The following is a 25,893-nucleotide window of genomic DNA, read 5'->3' on the forward strand; positions in this document are numbered from 1 at the left end:
GTCAGAGCGTGTGCGTCGGGCGCGATGAGCCGAGATGGCCGGCGAGGATCTGTTCGATCCGGTTGCGCAGCACCTGCCCTGCATCGTCGCCTGCAAACTGGACACCAATACCCTGCGTCTTGTTCCCCTGGGCGCCGGCCGGGGTGATCCACGCGATGGTGCCGGCAACGGGATGCTTGGTCTGATCGTCCATGATCTGCAGAAGCATGAAGATCTCGTCGCCGAGCTTGTACTCACGGGTGGTGGGCACGAAGATTCCGCCGTTCCTGATGAACGGCATGTAGGCCGCGTACAGCGCCGACTTGGAGCTGATGTTGAGCGACAGGACGCTGGGGCGCGGCTGGAAGGGGCGCTTCAGGGAATCGTTCATCTGCGCATGGCTGGCGCGGCGGCCTGAAGACTCCGGGCGTACCGCAAAAGCATGTCCTCAAGAAAAAGCCTGGCGTTCAGCGGATGCTGCGAAACCCGGCGGGACTGGGTGATTTCATTGTAGCAGCCGAGGGCAGCGTCGATGGTCAGCCGACCGGACAGCCCGTGGAGAATGTCATATTGCGCAGGAAAGAAGCGCACCGGCCCGCCCAGGCGCAGGCTGACCAGATCGGCAACCCAGCGCTGCAGCCAGCCCACCAGCGTCGGCATGTCGAAGCCGCAGGCCAGCGCGTCCTTGCTCTTCAGCCAGCTCTCCCATTCGCCCGCCAGACGCAGCGGCGCCTTGCGCGGCACGCTGGCGATGTCGTCCACAAAGCGCTTGCGTGCGGCAGCGGCGCCACCTTCGGCCATCTCGGCTGCGGCCAGCGGCATGCCGCCGGAGAATGCCAGCAGCGCAGCGGCGTCCGGCACCTTTTTGTCCGCGAGCCAGCGGGTGGCCATCTCGGCCGGCGGGCGCGGGAAGGCCCACGTCTGGCAGCGGCTGCGGATCGTCGGCAGAAGGCGCTTGGGCGAGGAGGAAACCAGGATGAACAAGGCGTTGGTCGTGGGTTCTTCGAGCAGTTTGAGCAGCGCGTTGGCGGTGAACAGGTTCATGGCCTCGGGCGGATCGATGATCACCACCCGACGTCCTCCCCGGTGGCCGCCGGTGGTCAGCGCCTGCTGGAGGCTACGGATCTGTTCGATCACGATCTGCCGGCTGGCCGCCTTGCCGCCTTCGGGTTTTTCAGTTGCCGCGTCGCCGCGGTCTTCCTGATCGGCTTCCGGGATCACACGCATGAGGTCCGGGTGGTTGCCGGACAGACGCCACAGGCAATCCTCACAGACGCCGCAAGCATGTCCATCGACCCCATTTTGGGCGCAGAGTTCCCGCGCCGCCAGGGCTTCGGCAAACATCCGCTTGCCACCGCCGGCCGGGCCGGCAAAAAGCAGCGCGTGGGGCATGCGCTCGGCGCTGTCGAGCACGCGCTGCCACAGGGCGGCCTGCCATTCGAAGATCATCGGAAACACGCCTCGCCGACGACGGCCTCGACCTGCAGCCGGATCTCGTCCGGTGTCTGAATGGCGTCGATCACCCGAACCCGCTGCGGATCGGCCGCAGCCCGGCGCAGATACGCCGACCGGACCCGCTCGAAGAAATCGGTCTTCTCCCGCTCGAAGCGGTCGGGCGCGACGCCGGTGCCGGCAAGACGTCGCGCGGCGACAGCCGGATCGAGGTCGAAGATCAGGGTGAGATCAGGCTGGAGGTGGGGATGAACCCACTGCTCGAGCGCGGCGAACCGGGCTTCATCCAGCCCGCGTCCGCCCACCTGATAGGCGTAGGTGGCGTCGGTGAAGCGGTCGGAGACCACCCATTTGCCGGCGGCGAGCGACGGTTCGATGAGCGCTGCGAGGTGCTCGCGGCGCGCGGCGAACATCAGCATGGCTTCGGTTTCCAGGTGCATGGGCTCGTGCAGCAGCAGTTCGCGCAGCTTCTCGCCGAGAGGCGTGCCGCCGGGTTCGCGAGTCTGGACGACGTGGATGCCGCGGGATTCGATCAGCGCCACGACGGCCGCAATCTGGCTGCTCTTGCCGGCGCCGTCGATGCCTTCAAAGGTGATGAAGCGGGATTTCACTGGCTGCGTTTCCGGATGTAGCGGGCCACGGCCCGGTTGTGTTCGTCGAGATTGCGGGAGAACTCGCTGGAGCCGTCACCGCGGGCCACGAAGTAAAGGTAATCGGTGGCCGGCGGGTTGAGGGCCGCCCGCAGCGCGGCCGTGCCGGGCATGGCAATCGGCGTGGGCGGCAGGCCCGTGCGGGTGTAGGTGTTGTAGGGCGTGTCGGCAAGCAGATCGCGCTTGCGCAAATTGCCGTCGAAATCGGCGCCGAGGCCGTAGATCACCGTCGGATCGGTCTGCAGCAGCATGCCGGCGCGCAGCCGGTTGATGAACACCGAGGCCACCATCGGCCGGTCGGCGGCCTGCCCGGTTTCCTTCTCGACGATGGACGCCATGATCAGCGCTTCGTAGGGCGTCTTGTACGGCAGGCCATCGGCACGGCGTTGCCACTCGCGCTCCAGCATCTTTTGCTGGTTGGCGTGGGCCCGGCGCAGCACATCGAGATCGCTGGAGCGACGGGCGAAGAGATAGGTATCGGGAAAGAACAGGCCTTCGGGGTGACGCGCGTCCACGTCGAGCCTTTCGAGGATTTGAGCATCCGACAACCCGGCGGTGTCGTGGCGCAGATCCGGATGGCGATCGAGCGCGGCGCGCAGCTGGCGGAAGTTCCAGCCCTCGATCACCGGCAGTTCAGCCTGGCTCACGTCGCCACGGCTGAGCTTGTTCAGCAGTTGCAGCGGGGTGACACCTGCCTCCACCTCGTAGCTGCCTGCCTTGATCGCATTGGCCTGACGCGTGATGCGCGCCAAGGTGACGATGGCCAGCGGCGGCATGTCGAAACCGGCATCAACAAGCTGGCGCGCCACTTGCTTCATCGAAGAGCCGGGCTCGACGGTGAAATCCAGCGGCGCCTGGCGCAGCGCCAGCGGACGATAGGCAAACCACGCGAGCGCGCCGGCAAGACAGGCCAGTCCGATGAGCGCGAGCACGACTAAACGGGAAAACAGGCGCTTCATCTGGGAACTTGGCGCGTGGGAAACAAACGAATGAGGTGAGCAAAGAGGTGGGCGCCGCAAGCCGGCCCGGACATGGACAACTTTGATGAGGACTGCCCCGCCGGTACGACAAAGACCGCAGACAGGCCGAAGCCTGCACGGTCAGGCCTCTATAATAGCGCAAACCGCTTTTGGACTCGTTTCAGACTCAGGACCACGACCACTGATGAACGCAACCTGGCAAACCTTTCTCGCCAACCAAGGCGCCCAGTTCTCCGGCGACAACGCCGTGCAGTTTTCCGAAGACGCCCGGCAGGATGTGATCCGCGCGGCCCAGGGCACGATTGTCGTGCCGATGATCCACCTTGGTGCAATCCGCGCCAGCGGTGAAGACGCCTGCGCCTTCCTGCACAACCTGTTTTCCAACGACGTGAAGAAGCTGGGCCCCAACGAAGCCCAGTTCACCAGCTTCAACAGCCCCAAGGGCCGGATGCTGGCCAGCATCGTGCTCTGGCGTGAAGCCGGCGATTACCTCCTCACCCTGTCGGCCGACATCCACGCCGCGATGCTCAAGAAGCTGTCGATGTACATCCTGCGCTCCAAGGTGCGGCTGATGGACGACGGCGGCGATTCGGCGCTGATCGGCCTGGCTGGCCCGCGGGCTGGCGCGGCCCTTGAATCCGCCGGCCTCGGCATTCCCGGCGCCGAGCTTGCCACCGCGTCGGGCCTGGCCACCGTGGTGCGGCTGGATGACTCCCGCTTCATCGTGTCGGCGCCGATCTCCGAAGCGCCCAACCTGTGGGCCAAGTTCGTGGCCGCGGGCGCCCAGCCGGCGGGCAGCGCCGCGTGGCAGTGGCTCGACATCCGCGCCGGTCAGCCGGTGGTCACCCAGCCGGTGCAGGAGGAGTTCGTCGTGCAGATGGTCAACTACGACCTCATCGGCGGCGTGAGCTTCAACAAGGGCTGCTACCCCGGCCAGGAAATCGTGGCCCGCACCCACTATCTCGGCAAGCTCAAGAAGCGCATGTATCGCATCCATGCCGACGTGCCCACCCTCGCGGCCGGCACCGATCTGTATGCCCCGGATTTCGGCGACCAGTCCGCCGGCAAGGTGGTGAGTGCAGCCCCCGCGCCGGATGGCGGCTTCGACGCTCTGGTAGTGCTGCAGACCTCGAGTGCCGAAGGCGGCAAGGCCACGATCGGTGCCCCGGACGGCCCGGCGGTGGCGTTCGTGCCCCTGCCCTACGCGCTTCCGTGAGGGTTCGCCGTGACGTCCGCAACCCATTACTACATCTACTACCCCGTCCGCATGGGCCTGGAAGCCGATCTCACCCGCACGCTCTACAACCTGCAGGATGAGCTCCGCAGCCAGACGGGTGTGGCCGGGCGCTTTCTGCGCAAGGCCGACGACCCGTGGACGTGGATGGAGATCTACGAGAACGTGACGGACCCGGAAGCCTTCGACGACGCCCTCGCCCAAGGCCTCGACCGCCACGCCCTCGAGCGCTTCATCGACGACGGCGGCCGTCGCCACACCGAGCGCTTCGTCGCATGTGCCTGATCCTCGTTGCCTGGCGCGCCCACCCGGATTACCCGCTGGTGGTCGCCGCCAACCGCGACGAGTTCTTCGCCCGCCCGGCGGCCCCCGCCGCCTGGTGGCCATCGGACGGCGCGCCGGCGATCTTCGCCGGCCGCGATCTCGAAGCCGGCGGTACCTGGCTCGGCCTCGGCCGGTCGGGCCGCTTTGCCGGCCTCACCAATTTTCGCGATCCCGCCCGGATGCGCAGCGGCACCCCGTCCCGCGGGGCGCTGGTGGCGGATTTCCTCGGCAGCGACGAATCCACCGCCGCCGCGCTCGATCGCCTCAAGCGCGAAGGCCCGCGCTACAACGCCTTCAACATCCTGGTGTCCGACGGCGAGACGCTGGGCATCTACGAGAGCGAAAGCGGCGCCGCGCAGCTGCTGGAGCCGGGCGTCCATGCGCTCTCCAACCACCTGCTCGACACCCCGTGGCCCAAGGTGAAGGCCGGCAAATCGCGCCTCTCCCGCGCCCTCGCGGCCCTGCCCAACGACACGCCCCTGCGCGAACTCCTCCGTGACGATCGCCCCGCGCCCGACGCCGAGCTGCCCCGCACCGGCGTCAGCCTCGCCTGGGAGCGCATGCTTTCCAGCGCCTTCATCCGGGCGCCCGGCTACGGCACCCGCTGCTCCACCGTCATCACGCGCGACCGCCACGGCTGGGCCCGTTTCACCGAATCCACCTGGAACGAAGTCGGCACCGAAATCGGCCGCGTCGTCGAAGACTTCCAGATCGCCCGGGGCTGATCGCCACCGCCGTATAATCCGCCGCTTGCCCCGTCTTTCCGCAGCACCCTCCGCATGACCGCCTCCCGACCGCTCGACCGCCTGCTCCCGTCCCTCGACGCCTTCAACCAGGCCAAGCCCGGCCAGCGCCTCGACCTGCCTGCCCTGGCCGGCTCGAGCGACGCCCTCGCCATCGCGCGGCTCGCCGGCGGCGGCAAGATGCTGGTGGTGGTCACCGCCAATCCGCTGGACGCCCAGCGCCTGTCGGACGAGATCGCGTGGCTTGCGCCCGATCTGCGCACCCACCTGCTGCCCGACTGGGAAACCCTGCCCTACGACAGCTTCTCGCCCCACCAGGATCTGATCTCCGAGCGGCTCTCCACCCTCTACGCCATCACCCGCGGCGAGGCCGACATCGCGCTGGTGCCGGCGTCCACCGCCTTGTATCGGCTCGCGCCACCGGCATTCCTCGCTGCCTACACCTTCTTCCTCAAGCAGGGCGCAAGGCTCGATGTCGACGGCCTGCGCAACCAGATGACCATCGGCGGCTACGCCCACGTCACCCAGGTGGTGTCGCCGGGCGAGTTCAGCGTGCGCGGCGGGCTGGTTGATCTGTTCCCGATGGGCGCGGCCCTGCCCTACCGGATCGACCTCTTCGACGACGAGATCGAGAGCATCAAGACCTTCGACCCGGACACCCAGCGCACCGTCTTCCCGGTGAAGGAAGTGCGCCTGCTGCCGGCGCGGGAATTCCCCATGGATGAAACCGGCCGCACGCACTTCCGCGGCCGCTTCCGTGAGACCTTCGAGGGCGACCCGTCCCGCTGCGCGGTGTACAAGGACGTCTCCAACGGCATCGCCCCGGCGGGCATCGAGTACTACCTGCCGCTGTTCTTCGACGAGACCGCGACGCTCTTCGATTACCTGCCGGACCACAGCCGCATCCTGCTTCACCGGGATGTGCCCGGCGCCATCGAGGCCTTCTGGAAGGACGCCCGCAGCCGTCACCATCTGCTCGGCGGCGACAAGACCCGGCCGATCATGGCGCCGGACCAGCTCTTCCTGTCGGAAGAAGCCTTCTTCATTGCCCTCAAGGAGCGCACTCGCCTGGCCCTGCCGGCCGGTGCCGGCGATGGGCCTTCCGCCACGCTTCCCGACATCTCCGTCGAGCGCAAGGCCAATGATCCGCTGCACCGCTTCAAGGCCTTCTGCGCGGGCTTCGACGGCCGCGTGCTGGTGCTCGCCGAATCCGCCGGCCGTCAGCAGACCATCGCCGAATACTTTGCCGAATACAGCCTGAAGCCCGAGCCCTCGGCCGACTTCGACACCTTCCTGGCCGGCGACGCAAAGCTCGCCCTGGGTACCGGCCCGCTGGCCGCCGGCTTCGTGGTTCCGGATGCCGGCGTCGCGGTCGTCACCGAATCCGAGCTCTACGCCGCCACCGCCCGCACCCGAACCCGCCGCGACAGCCGCAAGGCCGCAACGATGGAAGGCTGGCTGCGGGATTTGTCCGAGCTCAAGCCCGGCGATCCGGTGGTGCATTCCAGCCACGGCATCGGCCGCTACATGGGCCTGGTGCACATGGATCTGGGCGAAGGCCAGACCGAGTTCCTGCACCTCGAATACGCCAACGGCGACAAGCTCTACGTGCCGGTGTCGCAGCTGCACGTGATCACCCGTTACGCTGGCGCCGATCCGGAGGCGGTGCATCTGCACACCTTAGGCTCCGGCCAGTGGGAGAAGGCCAAGAAGAAAGCCGCCCAGCAGGTGCGCGACACCGCCGCCGAGCTGCTGGCGCTGTACGCCCAGCGCGCCGCCCGCAAGGGCCACCAGTTCGACTTCAAGCAGCACGATCTCGAGGCGTTTGCCGACGGTTTCGGCTTCGAGGAAACCCCGGACCAGCTCGCCGCCATCGAGGCCGTGGTGGCCGACATGAAATCCGGCCGGCCGATGGACCGCCTGGTGTGCGGCGACGTGGGCTTCGGCAAGACCGAAGTCGCCCTGCGCGCCGCCTTCATCGCGGTGGCCGATGGCAAGCAGGTGGTCGTACTGTGCCCCACCACGCTGCTCGCCGAGCAGCACTACCAGACCTTTGCCGACCGCTTCGCGGACTGGCCGATCAAGGTGGCCGAACTCTCCCGCTTCAAGAGCGCCAAGGAGCAGGCCGAAGCCATCAAGCAGCTGGGCGAAGGCAAGGTGGACATCCTCATCGGCACCCACCGGCTGCTCCAGAAGGACGTCACCTTCAAGCGCCTGGGCCTCGTGATCATCGACGAGGAGCACCGTTTTGGCGTGCGCCAGAAGGAAGCCCTCAAGGCGCTGCGCAGCGAGGTGGACATCCTCACCCTCACCGCCACGCCGATCCCGCGCACGCTGGGGCTGGCGCTGGAAGGCCTGCGCGAGTTCTCGGTGATCGCCACCGCGCCCCAGAAGCGCCTGGCCATCAAGACCTTCGTGCAGCGCCACAGCAAGGGCATCATCCGCGAGGCGGTGATCCGGGAGTTCAAGCGCGGCGGGCAGGTGTACTTCCTGCACAACGAGGTCGAGACCATCGAGAACGTCCGCGAGTCGCTGGAAGAACTGCTGCCCGAGGCACGCATCGTCATCGGCCACGGCCAGCTGCCCGAGCGCGAACTCGAACGCGTGATGCGCGACTTCACCACGCAGAAGGCCAACCTGCTGCTGTGCACGACCATCATCGAGACTGGCATCAACATCCCGACGGCCAACACCATCATCATCAACCGGGCGGATCGCTTCGGCCTCGCCCAGCTTCACCAGCTGCGCGGCCGCGTCGGCCGGTCGCACCACCAGGCCTACGCCTACCTCCTCACCGACGCCCACGCCAAACCCACCGCCCAGGCGCAAAAACGCCTTGAGGCCATCACGATGATGGAAGAGCTGGGTTCCGGCTTTTATCTGGCGATGCAGGATCTGGAGATCCGCGGTGCCGGCGAGGTGCTGGGCGAGAATCAATCCGGCGAAATCCAGCAGGTCGGCGTCAGCCTCTACACCGAGATGCTCAAGCGCGCGGTGCGCGACCTGCAGCAGGGCAAGGAGCCCGATCTCACCCAGCCGCTGGAGGTCGTCTCCGAGATCAACCTCCACGCCCCGGCGCTGCTGCCCAACGACTACTGCAGCGACGTGCAGGAGCGCCTCACGCTGTACAAGCGCCTCGCCAACTGCGAATCCGACGACGACCTGCAGGCCCTGCAGGAAGAGCTCATCGACCGATTCGGCGAGATGCCGCCGCAGACCCGCACGCTGCTCGAAACCCACCGCCTGCGCATGCTGGTCAAGCCCTTCGGCGTCGCCAAGATGGATGCTTCCGAAACCCAGATCAGCATCCAGTTCGGCCAGCACGCGCCGATCGACCCGGTGAAGGTCATCATGCTGATCCAGAAGGACAAGACCATCAAAATGTCCGGCCCGGACAAGCTGATCCGCAAGGTCTCGACGCCGGATCTCAAGCAGCGGGTGGCGGCGGTGAAGTCGCTGCTGGAGGCGGTGAAGGCCTGACGCCAATCTGGCTGTTTTCGGCAACAATCGAAGAGGGATTGTTGCTGGAAACAGCCAGATGCCTCGCCCTACCCCACACGTCCGCAGCGGCTGAAGCTCAGCCCCCCAGCATCCGCCCCAATAGCCCCCGCACCACCGACGGCTCGAACGGCTTGTCGCAGATGCCGGACACGCCGGCCTCCTCCACCGCTGCCAGCCGGCCTTCGTTGGATTCGCTGGTCACCATCAGGATCGGCACGGTGCGTTGCCAGCTCTGGTTGCGCACGTATTCCACAAACTCGCGGCCGTCCATCTCGGGCATGTTGTAGTCGGTGACGATCAGGTCGACCATCGTTCCGTCGAGGATCGCCGCCCCCTCCTTGCCGTCTCCGGCCTCGACGATGTGCTGGATGCCGAGGTTTTCCAGCACCCGCCGCATGAATTTGCGCGCGTTCGGGCTGTCATCCACCAGCAGCACCCGCACCGCCTCCAGATCGAAGGCGTTGTCGAAGCTGTAGTTGGGCGTCAGGTAATCCACGGTTGCGTTGAGCGCCAGCGCCAGCTGGTTGGCGGTGAAAGGCTTGGGCAGGATGCTGCACACGCCGGTCTGGCGCACCGCATCCAGCGCCCTGGGGCTCGTCTCGCTGGAGATCAGGATGAACGCCACCGACTCCCATAGCGGCTCCGCCCGCAGCGCCTCCACCAGACGGGTACCCGAGCCATCCGGCAGATAGAGCGCCGACAGCACCACGTCCGGGCGAACCCGACGCACCGCCGCCAGCGCCTCCGCCATGCTTCCCACCTGCTCCACCCGGGTCAGGCCGACCTCGTCGCAACACTTGCGGATGATCTTCGCCTGCATCTGGGAGGGTTCCACGAGCAAGGCCTGAAGCTGCCCGATTCTGCCTGTCGACATCGCAACCACCTGTTCTCAATACGGGTAACAGGACGATTACGAGCGAAATTCGGCAAGCTTGAGCCTATCCTTAAATTCAACAAAATCATCAAAAAAAATAATAGTCATTCAAGATAAAGAATGGCTACTGCCTGCCGTTAAAAACTCCCGAGTTCGGGTGCAGTCCAGCCGCACGGCACTCGGGGGTATGCAGACAGGCATCGCGCGCGCCCTCAATTCCCAGGCTGGCAGTGAGAACGAACCAATCAAATCTTGTGCCAACGCCATATTTTTTCGCTCTCAGGGGGAATCATGAACAAGTTCAATAGCACCCGCGCGGTACCCGGCGGTCGTCTGGTTGGCGCGTGCAGCGTCCTGTTGGCCGCGCTGCTCGCGGGCTGCTCGACCGTACCCACGCCGTTCACGGTCGAAGACCAGAAGGAAATCGCCGCCGCCGACCGCAAGGCCGCCGCCGCCAACGTGGAGCCGCTCACCGGCCCGCTCACCCTCGCCGACGCCATCGCCCGCGGCATCAAGTACAACCTCGACCACCGCACCCGCATGATGGAAGAGGCCCTGGCCATCGGCCAGCTGGATCTCGGCCGCTACGACATGCTGCCCAAGCTGGTCGCCTCCGCTGGCTACCAGTGGCGCGACAAGGATCTCGTCACCAACAGCAAGGATTCGGTCACCGGCCTGCCCTCCCTGGCCAACCCCTACATCTCGTCCGACCGTTCCCACACCCTGACCGACCTGGCCCTGTCGTGGAACGTGCTCGACTTTGGTGTCAGCTACTACAACTCCAAGCAGAACGCCGACCGCGTGCTGATCGCCACCGAGCGCCGCCGCAAGGCCATGCACAACCTGATCCAGGAAGTGCGCACCGCCTACTGGCGCGCCGCCAGCGCCGAGAAGATCGAGAAGGATCTGCGCGAAACCATCCGCCTGGCCGAATCCGCCCTGGCCGACTCCCGCAAGATCGAGCAGGAGCGCATCCGCGACCCGCTCGAAGCCCTGCGCTACCAGCGCACCGTGCTTGAAAACCTGCGCATCCTCGAGAGCATCCAGCAGGAACTCGCCGCCGCCAAGATCGAACTGGCCGCGCTGATCAACCTGCCGCCGGGCACCCAGTACCAGCTCGCTGCGCCCTCCGCCACCGAACTCAAGCCCGCCGCCCTGCCGCTGCCCATCGAGCAGATGGAAGACATCGCCATCGCCCGCAACGCCGACCTGCGCGAACAGTTTTACAACGTGCGCATCGCCGTGGCCGAAACCAAGAAGTCGATGATGCGCATGTTCCCTGGCATCTCCTTCAACTACAGCCTGCGCCATGACACCAACAGCTACCTGATCCACAACTCGTGGCAGGAAGCCGGCGCGCAGATCAGCTGGAACCTCTTCACCCTGCTGTCCGCGCCTGCGGCGATCAAGTTCAACGAATCCAACGAAAAGCTCGCCGAGCAGCGCCGCATGGCCACCCAGATGGCTGTGCTGGCCCAGGTTCACCTGGCGCGCCAGCAGTATGAAAACGCCTACAGGCTGCTCGACCGTGCCGACTCCATCTACACCGTCGACCAGCGCATCTTCGAGCACAGCAAGAGCCGCGAAGACGCCGCCACCAAGGGCCGCCTCGACCTGATCTTCAGCAACACCTCGGCCATCGTCAGCCTGCTGCGCCGCTACCAGGCCCTCAGCCAGCTCTATGCCGCCAGCAGCCGCATCCAGTCCACCCTCGGCCTCGAACCCGAAATCGGCAGCCTGAACGACACCTCCCTGTCCGACCTGCGCCGCAACGTCGAGGGCGCCATGGAGCAGTGGAACCGCGGTGAAGCCCTGAAGGCCCCGGCTGCCGCGCCCGCGCCCAAGGCCGACGCCGCCACCGAAGGCGAACGCACCTCCGCTGTCGATGCCGCTCAGCCCGCCGTTGCCGCGCCGATCCAGGTCCGTGGCTTTGCCTGGTCGAACATCTCCGCAGCCCAGGGCATCGGTGAACCGAAGGTTGCCAACGCGGCGTTCTCCATCGCCGATGTCCACGAGCGCTCGATGAGCCAGGCGCAACGCGTCGCCCTCGCCGCCCTTCCGGCCAAGACCGCTCCCTGACGAGGTTCTCCATGTTCCGTTCCATGCTTGCCATCGCCCTCGGCGCCACCGTCATCGGCGCCTGGGCCCAGGTGCCGCCGCGGGTCACCCCGCCGCCGCCTCCGGGCGCTGCAACCGCCCCCGCGCTCGACCGCCAGGACATCCGCGCCCAGCTGTCGCCCCGGCGCTTCACCACCCTTGCCGCCGAAGTGGGCGCCAAGGTCAATCGCATTGCGGTACGCGAAGGTGAGCGCTTCAAGGCCGGCCAGGTGCTGATCGTCCTCGACTGCACGCTGCAGGCGGCCCAGCTCAACAAGGCAAAGGCCACCCTGAGCGCAGCCGAGAAGACCTACGCGGCCAACCACCGCCTGGCCGAGCTCAACTCGGTCGGCAAGCTGGAGCTGGAAACCTCCCAGTCGGAAGTCGCCAAGGCCAAGGCCGACGTGTCGCTGATGAACGCCACCCTCTCGAAGTGCCAGATCTCGGCGCCCTTCTCGGGGCGCGTCTCCGAGCAGAAGGTGCGCGAGCAGCAGTTCGCCCAGCCCGGCCAGGGCATCCTCGAGATCATCGACGACAGTGCCCTCGAGCTGGAATTCATCGTCCCGTCGCGCTGGATGGCGTGGCTGAAGGACGGCTACCGCTTCCAGGTCAAGATCGACGAGACCGGCGGCACCTACCCGGCCAAGGTCATCCGCCTGGGCGCCAAGGTCGACCCGGTCAGCCAGTCCGTCAAGACCATCGCCGTCATCGACGGCCAGTTCCCCGATCTGATCGCCGGCATGAGCGGGCGGGTGCAGCTTGCACCGCCTGCCTCCACGCCCGCCTCGCCGAAATAAACGCCCATCAGAATTAGCAGGAGGCCCACGATGCCCTCGAACCCGACCCGCAGCTCCTCTGGCAAACGCCGCCTCAACCGCCAGGGGCCGGCCCCGCTGGCCCTCGAACAGCGACTCGTCTTCGATGGCGCCGCTGGTGCCGAAGCCGTCGCCCAGGTCACCGCAGACCATCCGGTGACCGCCGACGCCACCACCGACAGCTCGGTCGATCTCGTCCCGGCTGCGGTGGGCGCCTCCGCCCCTGATGCGGCATCAGCCACCAGCCTCGTCTTTGTGGACGGGCAGTTGCAGAACGCCAACGTGCTCGCCAGCAACATCGACGGCAGCGCCCGGGTCATCGTGCTCGACCCGGCGGGCAACGCCCTCCAGCAGATTCAGGACGCCGTTGCCGGCCGCAACGACATCCAGTCCATCCACATCCTGTCCCACGGTAACCAGGGCGACATCACCCTCGGCAACCTGCACATCAACCAGGCCACCCTCGCCGCCCACACCGACGCCCTGGCCGCCATCGGCTCCAGCCTTGCGGCGGACGGCGACATCCTGATCTACGGCTGCGACGTCGGCACCGGCACCGATGGCATGGCCTTGGTGGACGAGATCGCCCGCATCACTCAGGCCGACGTGGCCGCCTCCACCGACGCCACCGGCGCCACCCAGGAAGGCGGCGACTGGACCCTCGAATACACCACCGGCGCGATCGAGTCCCGCAGCCTCGCCTTCGCCGACGCCGTCGATCCCTTCCTCCTGGGCGCCCCCAGCGTCACCTCGGTGGACGACACCACCTACGTGGAAGGCAGCGGCGCGGTTGTCGTGGACAGCAACATCACCATCACTGGCGGCAGCTCCTACGACGGCAAGTACATCCGCTTCAGCCTCACCAACGGCCAGAGCACCGACATCCTCACGCTCACCAACGCCGCCAACGTAAACGCCTCGGGCGCGATCTCGTATTCGGGCAGCTCGGTTTACCTCGGCAACGGCGCTGGTCGCGACATCATCGGCACCATTGACGCCACCGAAAATGGCACCGCCGGCAAGGCGCTGAAGATCAACTTCGTCTCCACCTTCACCAACTCGGGCTTCGAATCCGGCTCGCTCACCGGCTGGACGGCCATGAACCAGGTCATCAACCTGGGCACCACCAGCATCGCCGGTTTCACCTCGCCCAATGACGGCACCTACCCCGCCAACGCCGGCAACGACGACCCCTATCCGTCCTCCGCAGGCAGCTACAGCACCACTGTCAGCACCAGCCAGTACACCGAAGGCACCCGCTCCCTCAGCCTGCTGAGCACCGGCATCACCACCACCTCGGGCTACGACGTTGTCCACGGCCCGGCCGTCTACAGCGACACCTTCTCGGCCAGCGCCGGCGACAAGATCTACTTCGACTGGCGTGCCTACGCCGGCGCCGACGCCTACGACGTCTTCGGCTACATCCTCAACACCACCACCGGCGCCACCACCACGGTGCTCGACGCCACCGGCACCAGCACCGCCGGCTCCACCAACTGGGCCACCGCCAGCGCCACCATCGGCACCACCGGCACCTACCGCTTCGTGTTCGTCTCGGGCACTTACGACTTCTCAGGTGGCCGTGCCGCCGGCGCATCGATGTACATCGACAACGTGCGGGTGTACGGCTCGAAGGTGAACGACGCCGTCGTCACCAGCATCGCCCGTCAGGTCGCCTTCAACGCCACCTCCGACAGCCCGGTCACCTCGCCGGTACGCGTCTTCACCGTCACCGCCCAGAGCGCCACCGGTGAAACTGCATCCGACACCGGGCTGATCAACATCACGCCGACCAACGACGCCCCGGTCCTGGGCGGTACCGCCCAGACCCTTGCCTACACCGAAAACGCCGTCGCCACGCCCATCGATACGGTGATGACGGTCACCGATCCCGATAGCCCCGCCAACCTCAACGGCGGCTGGCTGCAGGCCCAGATCACCACCAACGGCGCCGCCGAAGACCAGCTCTCGGTGCTCAACCAGGGCACCGGCGCCGGCCAGATCGGCGTTTCCGGCAGCAACGTCACCTACGGCGGCACGATCATCGGCACCATCGACGCCAGCAACACCGGCGCCAATGGCGGCGCCCTGCGCATCAACCTGAACAGCAGTGCCACCCAGGCTGCGGTCCAGGCACTGGCCCGGGTGATCTGCTACGCCAACACGTCCGACACGCCGTCCACCGCCAGCCGCACCGTCACCTACACCTTGAACGACGGCGGCAACACCGGCAGCGGTGGCGCCCTCCAGGGCACCCGCAGCGCCACCATCAACGTCACCGCGGTGGACGACCCCGCCGTGCTGACCCTCAGCCGCAGCAGCAGCGGCTACGACGAGAACGACGGCAGCTTCTACGTGGATAGCGCCCTCACCCTCACCGACGTGGACAGCACCACCCTGAATGGCGCCCGGGTGGTCATCACCTCCAACCTCGTCTCCGCCGAAGACCGCCTTCAGCCCGCCTCGGGCACCGATGTCAGCGGCAAGATCACCTACGCCTACAACACCACCACCGGCATCCTGACCCTCACCGGCACCGCCACCATCGCCGAATACCAGGCGGCCCTGCGCGCGGTGAAGTACTACAACCTCAGCGACAACCCCACCACCACCGCCCGCACCATCAGCATGACCATCGGTGATGCGCTGGCCCTGAGCTTTGGTGGCAAGACCCACTATTACGAGTACGTCTCCGGCAGCTACAGCTGGACCGCCGCCAAGACCGCCGCCGAAGGCCGCACCTTCCAGGGCATGACGGGCTACCTGGCCACCATCACCAGCCAGGAAGAAAACGACTTCATCCGCCAGAAGCTCGCCGCCGACGCCTGGATCGGCGCCTCGGACGACTACACCTACATCAACGCCGCCACCGGCACCACGACCTTCGCAAATCAGACCGCCGCCGAAGGCCGGTGGTACTGGGTCACCGGCCCTGAAAAGGGCACGCTCATCTCCACCGGCAACAACAGCCCGGTCACCGCCACCGGCGGCTACGCCTACTGGAACAGCGGCGAGCCCAACAACTACGGCAGCGGCGAAAACTATGGCGAGATCTACTCGTCCGGTGCCTCGCCCGGCAAGTGGAACGATCTGCCCAACACCTCGCTGCTGCCCTACGTCGTCGAGTACAACGACAACGGGGGCACGCCCACTTTCAGCAAGACCATCGCGATCACCCCCGTCCGCAAGAACGACGCGCCGGTGAACAACGCCCCGTCCGCCGTGCCTGCCATCCAGGAAGACGCGGTCAACAACTCCGGCTCGCTGGTGTCGAGCTTCCTGTCGTCCTCCGACGCGGACGCCAGCGCCGTCACCGGCATCGCCGTCACCGCCAACGACAACAGCCACGGCAACTGGCAGTTCTCCACCGACGGCGGCGCCAATTGGGTTGCCTTCGGCTCCACGTCCGATGCCGCCGCCCGCCTGCTGCGCAGCACCGACATGATCCGCTTCGTGCCCGCCGCCGACTACGCCGGCACGGCCACCATCACCTACCGCGCCTGGGACCGCACCAGCGGCACCGCCGGCCTGACCGCCGACCTCTCCGCGGCCACCAGCTATGGCACCACCAAGGCCGTCGCCAATGGCGACGAGACCGCCTTCTCCGCCACCAAGCAGACCGCCACGCTCACCGTCACCGCCGTGAATGACGCGCCGGTGCTCACCGCCGCCGCGCCCAGCCTCACCGGCATCACCGAAGACGACACCAGCAACAGCGGCCAGACCGTCTCCAGCGTGCTCGGCACCTCGGTCAATGACGTGGACAGCGGCGCCGCGTCCGGCATCGCCGTCACCAGCCTGGTGAGCGGCAACGGCACCTGGCAGTACTCCACCAACGGCGGCTCCAGCTGGACCAACGTCGGCGCCGTCTCGACCACCAACGCCCTCCTGCTGCGCAGCACCGACAAGCTGCGCTTCGTGCCCGACGCCAAGAACACCACCACCGCCAGCTTCACCTACAAGGCGTGGGACCAGACCGGCGCCACCGCCGGCCAGCAGGGCACCTACGCCAGCACCGCCACCAGCGGTGGCAGCAGCCCCTACTCCACCGCCACCAACACCGCCACGATCGCCGTCACCGCGGTCAATGACGCACCGGTGCTCGGCACCCCGGCCAACTTCGCCAACATCAGCGAAGACGCCACCAACAACGCCGGCCAGGCCGTCTCCAGCCTGCTCGGCAGTGCGATGACCGACGTGGACACCAGCGCCGTCCAGGGCGTCGCCATCACTGGCGCCACCAACGGCGGCGCCACCGGCGGCTGGCAATACTCCACCGACGGCGGCAGCACCTGGCAGTCTCTCGGCGCGCCCAGCGCCACCACCGCGCTGCTGCTCAAGAGCACCGACCGCGTGCGCTTCAACCCGGACGGCTTCAAGGGCGGCACGCCCACCCTCAGCCTGCGCGGCTGGGATCAGACCAGCGGCACCGCCACCAGCGGCGCCACCCGTGGCGAGGCCGATGTCTCCACCAACGGTGGCATCACCGCCTTCTCGAGCAGCGAGTACACCCTCAGCGTCAACGTCACCAACGTGAATGACGCGCCGCAGTTCACCACGGGCGCCTCTACCGGCGCCTTCACCGAAAACGCCGGCGCCGTCAATGTGGGCAGCGGCCTCGTCATCACCGACGACGGCGGCCAGCTCAGCCGCGCCACCGTCTCGATCAGCAGCGGCTTCACCGCCGGCGACACCCTGGCCGTCGGCACCGCCGGCGGGCTTACCGTCAGCTACAGCAGCCAGACCGGCGTGCTCACCCTGACCGGCACTGCGTCTGCCGCCACCTATCAGACCGCGCTCAACTCGGTCACCTTCAACACCGCCTCGGAAGACCCGACCCTCAACAGCGCCACCCGCACCCTCACCTGGAAGGCCACCGACACCGCCGGCGTCAGCAGTGCCGACAGCACCAGCACGGTCAACGTCACCCCGCTGGCCGACGCCCCGGTCCTTGGCGGTCAGCCCGCCACCTGGAACTACACCGAAGACGACGGCGCCCGCGTCATCGCCCCCAGCCTCACCCTCAGCGATGTGGACGACACCCAGTTGGCGGGTGCCACCGTCAGTATCACCGGCACCGGCTACCTGACCGACGGCCGCGAGACCCTCGCCGCCATCACCACCGGCACCGGCATCACGGCGTCGTTCAATGCCGCCACTGGCGTGCTTACCCTCTCCGGCACCGACAGCGTCGCCAACTATCAGAAGGTCCTGCGCTCGGTCGCCTACAGGAACGACGCCAACTACAACTCGCCCGATCCGGACAACGTCGACCTGTTCACCTCCGGCGGCAGCCAGAACAATCTGCGCACCGTGACCTGGCAGGTCACCGACGCCAACTCCGACGGCGCCGGCGCCACCAGCTCGGCCGCCCGCACGACTGACATCACCCTCAAGAACGCCAACGAAATCCCGCAGGTCACCAACATCACCGGCTCTGCCAGTGCAACGCCGCTCGACTACGTCGAAGGCGGCGCCCCGGCCACCCTCGAAGGCGCCCTCACCGTCCTCGACGACACCGGCACCATCGGCAGCGACAACGCCATCACCGGCGCCGTCGTCCGCATCACCACCGGCCTCGACGCCCAGGACGAACTGGGCTACTTCGATGCGGCCGCGCTCGGCTCCGCCGGCTGGACCCAGTCCGGCACCGCCCTCAGCGGCACCCTCAGTGGCACCAACGTGAGCGGCGCGGTCGAAATCAGCTACACCTACGATGCCGCCAACGGCGAGATCATCCTCGTCACCACTGCCGGCACCGCCGGCAAGGCCGACTACACCGCCGTGATGCAGAAGATCGGCTTCCGCAGCACCAGCGACGACCCCACTGCCAGCAACGCCGTGCGCACCCTCATCTGGCGCGTCACCGACAACGCCGGCGTCGAGAGCCAGGTCACCGCGGCCCAGAGCACCCAGGTGCGTATTGAAGCTATCAACGACGCCCCGGTCGCCACCACCGGCGGCGCCACCATCGCCTACACCGAAGGCGGCTCGGCGGTGGTCGCAGTCTCCAACCTCACCTTCACCGACCCGGACGACACCACCCTCAGCGCTGCCACCGTCAGCATCTCCGCCGGTGGCGTGAGCGGCGACCTGCTGGCCATCGACGCCTCGGTGCTCAGCGCCGCCGGCCTCACGCTGGATGCGTCGAGCACCGCCACGTCGTTGGTCATCACTGGCGACGCCAGCCTGGCCACCTACGAAAACGTGCTGCGCCAGATCACCTTCAGCTCGTCCAGCGACAACCCGACCAGCGACGGCAGCTCCACCTCGCGCACCCTCACCTGGACGGTCACCGACAGCTTTGGCAGCCGCCAGACGGACTTCCCCGCTGCGAACGACGCCAGCACCGCCCGCGAAACGAGCGCCGGCGCCACCAGCCTGATCTCCGTCGCCCCGGCCAACGACGCGCCGACCGTCTCGGGCCTGCCCGGCACTGCCGCGAGCTACACCGAAGGCGGCAGCGCCGTCGTGCTGGCAGGCGCCATCAGTCTTGCCGACGTGGACGACGCCAACCTCACCGAAGCCCGCGTGTGGATCAGCGGCGACTTCACCGCCGGCGACACCCTGTCCGCCACCGTGGGCGCCAGCGGCATCACGGCCAGCTACAACAGCACCACCGGCGTGCTCACCCTCAGCCACGCCGGCGCCTCCAAGGCCAGCTTCGAGAGCGTCCTGCGCACCGTCACCTACAGCAGCACCGCCGACGATCCCACCGCGGTCTCCGGCACCCGCAGCATCAGCTGGCAGGTCACCGACGCCGACGCCGCCACCGGCGGCGCCGACAAGCTCGACAGCAGCGTCGGCACCAGCAGCGTCGCCCTCACCGCCACCGACAACGCCACCACCGTCGGCGGCCTGGGCAGCGCCAGCTACGTGGAAAAGGGCTCGGCTACCGTCATCGCCCCGTCGATCACCCTTGCCGACGCCGACGACACCACCCTCGAAGGCATCAGCGTCAGCATCTCCGGCAACTTCACCAGCGGCGACACGCTGGCGGTCACCGCGCCGCTCTCCGGCACCGGCATCTCCGCCTCATACAACGCCGGCACCGGCGTGCTCACGCTCACCGGCACCGCCACCCTGGCCGACTACCAGGCCGTTGCCCGCTCGATCGTCTTCTCCACGTCCAGCGACAACCCCACCGGCACCGCCACCAGCCGCAGCCTCACCTGGGCCACCACCAGCAGCTTCGGCTCGCGCCTCACCGACGCCACTGGCGGCAATGACGCCAGCACCGGCACGCTCACCGCCAACGCCGGCACCAGCAGCCTGTCGATCACCGCCCGCAACGATGCGCCCACCCTGGCGCTCAACCACAACACCGCGCTCGACGCCTCCACCGTGGTCTTCGAGCAAGGCGGCGCGCCGGTTTACGTGCTCGACAACTCCAACCCCAACGTCGTCGGCAGCGCCACCGTCAGCGACGTGGACGATGCCTACGTGGCCAGCGCCAGCGTGGTCATCAGCAACAACCGCAGCAGCGCCGACGTCCTGTCGGTGGCCACGCCCAGCGGCTGGAGCCGCTCCGGCAGCGTGCTCACCACCGGCTCCGGCGCCCAGATCAACGTCACCTACAACGCCGGCACCGGCACCCTGAGCCTCACCACGGCCAGCGGCAACGTCACCAAGGCCGAGTTCGAAAGCCTGCTTGAGCACGTCCAGTACCAGAACGGCTCGTCCTCGCCCACCGACACCGGCGCCAGCCGCGCGCTCACCTGGACGATCACCGACGCCAACGGCGTGGCCGACAGCACCTTCGGCGCCCAGAGCGCCACCGGCACCAGCTATCTGGTCATCCGTGACCTGAACGACGCCCCGACCATCTCGCCCACCAGCGCCACCGCCAGCTACACCGAAGGTGCCGCCAGCGTCACCGTGCCGACGATCACCGTCACCGACCCGGACCCGGACGAAATCGTCACCGCCACCCTGACCCTCGCCGACCCCACGCTGGGCAGCCTCAACGTGCCCACCGGCGCCGCCTACAACCCCGGCACCGGCGTGTGGACCTTCACCGGCAGCGTCTCGGCGGTGAACGCCGCGCTGGCCGCGCTGCACTTCACCCCGGGCGCCAACACCGACGTCGACACCACCATCAGCGTCTCGATCGCTGACGGTGGCGAAGACAGCGCCACGGCGGCCACCGGCACCATCGCCCTCAACGTGACGGCGGAAAACGACGCCCCCGTCCTCACCCCGGCCGCACCGGTCCTTGCCGGCCTCACCGAAGACGCCACCAACGACGCCGGCCAGACCGTCGCCAGTTTCCGTGGCGCCATCACCGACGTGGATACCGGCGCCCTTTCCGGCATCGTCATCGTCGATCAGACCCCGGGCAACGGCCACTGGGAATACAAGATCGGCAGCGGCAGCTGGACAGCCTTCGGCACGGTCTCGTCCTCCTCGGCCATCGCCCTGGCCGACGCCGACTTGATCCGCTTCGTGCCCAACGGCGAAAACGCCACCACCGCCAGCTTCACCTACCGCGCGTGGGACGGCGCCGGCGCCACCGCCGGCAGCGGCGTGGATGCCAGCACCACCGGCAACGCCTCGCACTTCTCGTCCGCCTCCGACGAAGCCAGCATCACCGTCACCGCGGTCAATGACGCGCCCGTGCTCGCCGTTGGCGACAGCACCCTCACCGCCATCACCGAGGACGACACCAGCAACGCCGGCCAGCTGATCTCCGCCCTGCGTGGCACCACCACCGACGTGGACACCGGCGCCGTCAAAGGCGTCGCGATCACCGGCCTCACCAGTGGCAACGGCACCTGGCAGTACTCCACCGACGGCGGCGCGACCTGGACCAACGCCGACGACGGCGGCGCCGTGACCGGCACCCACGCCCTGCTGCTGGCCGACACCGACCGCATCCGTTTCCTGCCCAACGGCCAGAACGCCACCACCGGCAACCTCACCTACCGCGCCTGGGATCGCAGCACCGGCACCGCCGGCAGCTACGCCAACACCAGCGTGAATGGCGGCACCTCGGCCTTCTCGACCCAGCAGAACGGCATGAGCATCACCGTCACCGCGGTGAACGACGCCCCGGTGCTTGCCTCCGCGCTGCCGACCCTCACGCCGCTCACCGAAGACGACACCAGCAACGCCGGCCAGACTGTCGCCAGCTTCATCGGCAGCACTGTCAGCGACGTGGATAGCGGCGCCGTCCAGGGCATCGCCATCAGCGCAACGGCCAACGGCAACGGCAGCTGGGAGTACTCCACCGACGGCGGCAGCACCTGGAACACCGTCACCGGCCTCACCGGTGCCAACGGCCTGCTGCTCGCCAGCACCGACAGGATCCGCTTCGTGCCGGACGGCCAGAACGCCACCACCGCGGCGCTCACCTACCACGCGTGGGACCGCAGCACCGGCACCTCAGGCAGTCTGGCCAGCCTGGCGGCCACCGGCGGCACCTCGGCCTTCTCGCCCACCAACAACCAGGTGTCGATCGCGGTCAGCGCGGTCAATGACGCCCCGGTCCTGGCAGCCGGCGACACCACCCTCACGCCGCTCACCGAAGACGACACCAGCAACGCCGGCCAGCTCGTCTCGGCCCTGCGCGGCGCCACCACCGACGCCGACTCCGGCGCGGTGCAAGGCGTGGCGATCACCAGCCTCGACAGCGGCAACGGCACCTGGCAGTACTCCACCGACGGCGGCACCACCTGGATCAACGCCGACGTGGGCGGCGCCGTGACCGGCACCCATGCCCTGCTGCTCGCCGACACCGACCGCATCCGCTTCCTGCCCAACGGCCAGAACGCCACCACCGCGGCGCTCACCTACCGCGCCTGGGACCGCAGCGCCGGCGCCAGCGGCGGCTACGCCGACACCAGCGCGAACGGCGCCACCTCGGCCTTCTCTGCCCGGCAGAACGGCATGAACATCGCCGTCAGCGCGGTCAATGACGCCCCGGTCCTGGCCCCGGCCACGCCGACGCTCCCGTCGATCACCGAAGACGACACCACCAACGCCGGCCAGACCGTCGCCAGCTTCATCGGCAGCACCATCAGCGACGTGGACAGCGGCGCCCTGCCGGGCATCGCGATCACCGCCACCGACGACGGCAACGGCCACTGGGAATACTCCACCAACGGCGGCTCCAGCTGGAACACCGTCACCGGCCTCACCGGCAGCAACGGCCTGCTGCTCAACAGCACCGACAAGATCCGCTTCGTCCCCAACGCCGAAAACCCAACCAACGCGCACCTCACCTACCGCGCCTGGGATCGCACCAGCGGCACGGCCGGCACCCTCACCAGCCTGGCCACCACCGGCGGCGCATCGCCCTTCTCGAGCGCGGCGAACGTGGTATCGATCACCGTCGACGCAGTCAACGACGCCCCGATCAACGATATCGCCCCCAGCTACAGCGGCGACTTCCGCGGCGACGGCACCCTGCGTCAGGACGGCACCGTCACCGCCGATCCGGGCCTGTGGCACGACGTGGATGCCGGCGACCCGGCCACCACCTTCCGCTATGTCTGGGAAGTGGCCGACGATGCCGCCGGCACCAACCTGCGTACCATCACCGGCGCCACTGCGGCCAGCTACACCGTCACCGCGGCCGAGATCGGCAAGTTCGTCCGGGTCAAGGTCTTCGGCGGCGACGGCACCACCGAAACGGTCGCCACCGGCGCCTTCAAGGCTGTCACCAACGTCGATCCGCAGAACACCGGCTCCCTCGACACCCAGGACGCCACCGAGAGCGTGCCGTTCAGCTTCACCGTCCCCGCCGGCACCTTTGCCGACGCCAACGGCGAAGACACCCTGCATTACTCGGCCACCCTGGCCGATGGCAGCCCGCTGCCCGCGTGGGTCCAATTCGATCCGGTCACCCGCACCTTCTCGGGCACCCCGGGCGGCGGCGACATCGCCGTGCTGCAGATCCGCGTGATCGCCGACGACCACGGCAACCAGCCCACCCACGCCGACTTCACCCTCCGCGTGGCCGGCGTGCCGACCAAGCCGATCGAAGCCAAGCCTGAAGTCGAGGCCAAGCCGGTCGTCACGCCGGCGGTCGACCCGACGCCGGTCAAGCCGCCCGTCGACACCGGCTGGACGGCCCCGACCGCCGGCAGCGGCGCCATTGGCGGCTCCTGGGCGGCCCCCAAGGGCGACGGCTTCTTCAGCCCGGCCGACCGTGCGCTGTCCGTCACCAGCGTCGCCCCGACCCCCGACGCCAGCCGTGCGCCTGTGGGCGGCACCGTACCCACCGTGGCCGAAACCCGACCGGTCACCCAGACCACCGGCCAGAGCGGGCTCACCCGCTCCGACGGCTTCCGCATCGTGGTCCAGGCGCCGGAATCCAAGGCCGACACCAACCTTGTTCTCAGCCGTCCGCTCAACGACCAGGACTTCCGCCCGTCCTCGCCGATCAAGCTGATCGTTCCGCCTGACACCTTCACCCACACCCGCCTGGATGCGCGCGTGCAGCTTTCGGCCGAACGCATCGACGGCACCCCGCTCCCCAACTGGCTGCGCTTCGACGCCCGCAAGGGCGAGTTCATCGGCATTCCGCCGGCGGACTTCGACGGCGATGTCGAGGTCAAGGTCACCGCCAAGGACAACTTCGGCAATCAGGTGTCGACGGTCTTCCGCATCCGCGTCAGCAACGGTCAGCGGGTTTCGTTCAACGGTCGTGAGGGTCTCAGCGCCCAGTTCCGCACGGCCAGCGCCCCCGGGCGTGACGCCGTACGGAGCAGCCTGGTCGAGCACGCCCGCCAGGCCCGCGCCCGTACCGTCTGATCCGCCACCCAGTCGAGGTCACCGTGAGCAGCCCGTCCGATAACGACGCCTTCATCTCCCACTCCCTCGGCGCGCTGCTGCACCTGGCGCGTCGGGCCCGGCTGGCGGCGTCGCCGGCGGAGCTGGGCTTCATCGCGGTGAACGAGACCCTGGCCCTCGCGCCCTACCGGCAAGCCGCCCTGTGGCTGGCCGATCGGGGCGTGGTGGCCTTGTCGGGGGTGGTCAGCCCGGATGCCAACGCCCCCTTCGCCCAGTGGCTGGAGCGGGTCGCACGGCAACTCCTCAAGGAAGGCGACAACCCCTGCGTGGTGTCGCCCAACACCCTGGCCCCCGCCGAGGCAGCCGAGTGGGACGAATGGCTCCCGGCCCACGCCCTGTGGGTGCCCCTTTCAAAATCCACCCCGGGCGGCCTGCTGCTTGCCCGGGACACCCCGTGGCAGCAAGGCGAGATCGGCCTCATCACCGAATGGGCCGACATCTGGGCCCACGAATGGCAGATCCAGGCCAAACCCGACGCCAGGAGCCGCTGGCGCATGCTCGCCGACGCCTGGCCCGATGCTGCCGACCGCAAGGCCTGGCGCCGTCACTGGCTCACTTTTCATGGCTGGCGCTTCCGGCTCAAGCGGATGCGCCAGTGGCAGGCCGCCGATGTGCGCGCCAACGTGGCCGCCCTGTGGCATCGCCGCACCCTGCGCTACTCGATCCTGGCCGCCGCCGTGGCGCTGTTTCCGGTGCGCTTCAGCGTGCTCGCCCCGGGCGAACTCGTACCCGCCCAGCCGGCAGTGGTCCGCGCGCCGCTTGACGGCACGGTGGACAAGTTCTTCGTCACCCCCAACAGCCAGGTCAAGGCCGGCGACAAGCTGTTCCAGCTCGATCTCACCACCCTCTCCAGCCGCCTCGCAGTGGCCAAGCAAGGGCTGGTGACCGCCGAAGCCGAATACCGCCAGTCGGCCCAGCAGGCCGTGTTCGACCCCAAGAGCAAGGCCCAGCTGGCAATCCTGCAAGGCCGAATCGCCGAGCGTCAGGCAGAGGCCGACCTGCTGTCGGCTCAGTTTGCCAAAGCCCAGGCCACCGCGCCCCGGGATGGCATCGTGCTGATGGACGACCCGAGCGAATGGATCGGCAAGCCGGTGTCCACCGGCGAACGCATCATCACCATCGCGGGCGCCGACGACGCCGAAGTCGAAGCCTGGCTCAGCCCTGGCGACGTCATCGACCTGCCACCGGGCGCCGAAGTCACCCTTTACCTCAACGCCTCGCCGCTCAAGCCGGTGGATGCGACCGTGCGCTACCTCGCCCACGAGGCGGTCTCGCGCCCCGACGGCAGCTTTGCCTACCGCCTGCGCGCCACCCTCGCCGACGGTCAGGAAAAGCCCCGCGTCGGCCTCAAGGGCACGGTGAAGGTCCGCGGCGAGCACGTGCCGCTGGCCTACTGGGTGCTGCGCCGGCCGCTGGCGAGCCTGCGCCAGGCCACCGGCCTCTGAGGA

General features: G+C 68.0%; 13 protein-coding genes. 8 read left to right on the forward strand and 5 right to left on the reverse strand.

Translation table 11 applies throughout. The features are described from left to right. Position 1: 1 nt before the first annotated feature. The 4 genes from QQK25_RS03945 to mltG are packed head-to-tail and all read right to left on the reverse strand — an operon-like array spanning position 2 to position 3,040. A complete protein-coding gene (locus QQK25_RS03945; RefSeq protein ID WP_284186770.1) occupies positions 2-370 on the reverse strand; it encodes a PilZ domain-containing protein in 369 nt (122 codons plus the stop codon). Continuing rightward, the gene (holB, locus tag QQK25_RS03950) at positions 367-1,428 is read right to left on the reverse strand and encodes a DNA polymerase III subunit delta' (protein WP_284186771.1); all 1,062 of its coding nucleotides are present in this window, start codon (positions 1,426-1,428) and stop codon (positions 367-369) included. Before holB ends, QQK25_RS03945 begins: the two co-directional genes overlap by 4 nt. Then, entirely contained in the window at positions 1,425-2,042 is a 618-nt protein-coding gene (tmk, locus tag QQK25_RS03955; protein WP_284186772.1) for a dTMP kinase, read from the reverse strand. The genes holB and tmk overlap by 4 nt, the downstream gene beginning before the upstream one ends. Next, complete coding sequence (gene mltG / locus QQK25_RS03960) at positions 2,039-3,040, reverse strand: endolytic transglycosylase MltG (protein WP_284186773.1); 1,002 nt, start codon at positions 3,038-3,040, stop codon at positions 2,039-2,041. The genes tmk and mltG overlap by 4 nt, the downstream gene beginning before the upstream one ends. A 205-nt stretch (positions 3,041-3,245) precedes the next feature. Between mltG and ygfZ the strand changes: the two genes are divergently transcribed. The 4 genes from ygfZ to mfd are packed head-to-tail and all read left to right on the forward strand — an operon-like array spanning position 3,246 to position 8,842. Then, entirely contained in the window at positions 3,246-4,277 is a 1,032-nt protein-coding gene (gene ygfZ, locus QQK25_RS03965) for a CAF17-like 4Fe-4S cluster assembly/insertion protein YgfZ (protein WP_284186774.1), read from the forward strand. Positions 4,278-4,286: 9 nt separating this feature from the next. After that, positions 4,287-4,580: a DUF4936 family protein gene (locus QQK25_RS03970; protein WP_284186775.1), complete on the forward strand. Its 294-nt coding sequence runs from the start codon at positions 4,287-4,289 to the stop codon at positions 4,578-4,580. Then, complete coding sequence (locus tag QQK25_RS03975) at positions 4,571-5,344, forward strand: NRDE family protein (RefSeq protein WP_284186776.1); 774 nt, start codon at positions 4,571-4,573, stop codon at positions 5,342-5,344. The genes QQK25_RS03970 and QQK25_RS03975 overlap by 10 nt, the downstream gene beginning before the upstream one ends. A gap of 54 nt (positions 5,345-5,398) precedes the next feature. After that, complete coding sequence (mfd, locus tag QQK25_RS03980; RefSeq protein WP_284186777.1) at positions 5,399-8,842, forward strand: transcription-repair coupling factor; 3,444 nt, start codon at positions 5,399-5,401, stop codon at positions 8,840-8,842. A 97-nt stretch (positions 8,843-8,939) separates the two neighbouring features. Here the strand turns inward: mfd and QQK25_RS03985 are convergent, their stop codons facing one another. Beyond that, the gene (locus QQK25_RS03985) at positions 8,940-9,737 is read right to left on the reverse strand and encodes a response regulator transcription factor (protein WP_284186778.1); all 798 of its coding nucleotides are present in this window, start codon (positions 9,735-9,737) and stop codon (positions 8,940-8,942) included. Between the two features lie 291 nt (positions 9,738-10,028). Here QQK25_RS03985 and QQK25_RS03990 point away from each other — a divergent pair, with 291 nt between their 5' ends. The 4 genes from QQK25_RS03990 to QQK25_RS04005 are packed head-to-tail and all read left to right on the forward strand — an operon-like array spanning position 10,029 to position 25,890. After that, a complete protein-coding gene (locus tag QQK25_RS03990; protein ID WP_284186779.1) occupies positions 10,029-11,816 on the forward strand; it encodes a TolC family protein in 1,788 nt (595 codons plus the stop codon). 11 nt (positions 11,817-11,827) lie between these two features. Continuing rightward, on the forward strand, positions 11,828-12,631 hold the full coding sequence (locus QQK25_RS03995) for an efflux RND transporter periplasmic adaptor subunit (protein ID WP_284186780.1): 804 nt from the start codon (positions 11,828-11,830) through the stop codon (positions 12,629-12,631). A 30-nt stretch (positions 12,632-12,661) separates the two neighbouring features. Then, positions 12,662-24,406 (forward strand): DUF4347 domain-containing protein, encoded by an 11,745-nt coding sequence (locus QQK25_RS04000; protein ID WP_284186781.1) that lies wholly within the window; start codon positions 12,662-12,664, stop codon positions 24,404-24,406. Between the two features lie 23 nt (positions 24,407-24,429). Next, positions 24,430-25,890 carry an efflux RND transporter periplasmic adaptor subunit gene (locus QQK25_RS04005; protein ID WP_284186782.1) on the forward strand — a complete coding sequence of 487 codons (1,461 nt, stop codon included), beginning with the start codon at positions 24,430-24,432 and terminating at the stop codon, positions 25,888-25,890. The last annotated feature ends 3 nt before the right edge of the window (positions 25,891-25,893 follow it).

Source organism: Zoogloea oryzae, assembly GCF_030161255.1.
Classification (GTDB): domain Bacteria; phylum Pseudomonadota; class Gammaproteobacteria; order Burkholderiales; family Rhodocyclaceae; genus Zoogloea; species Zoogloea oryzae.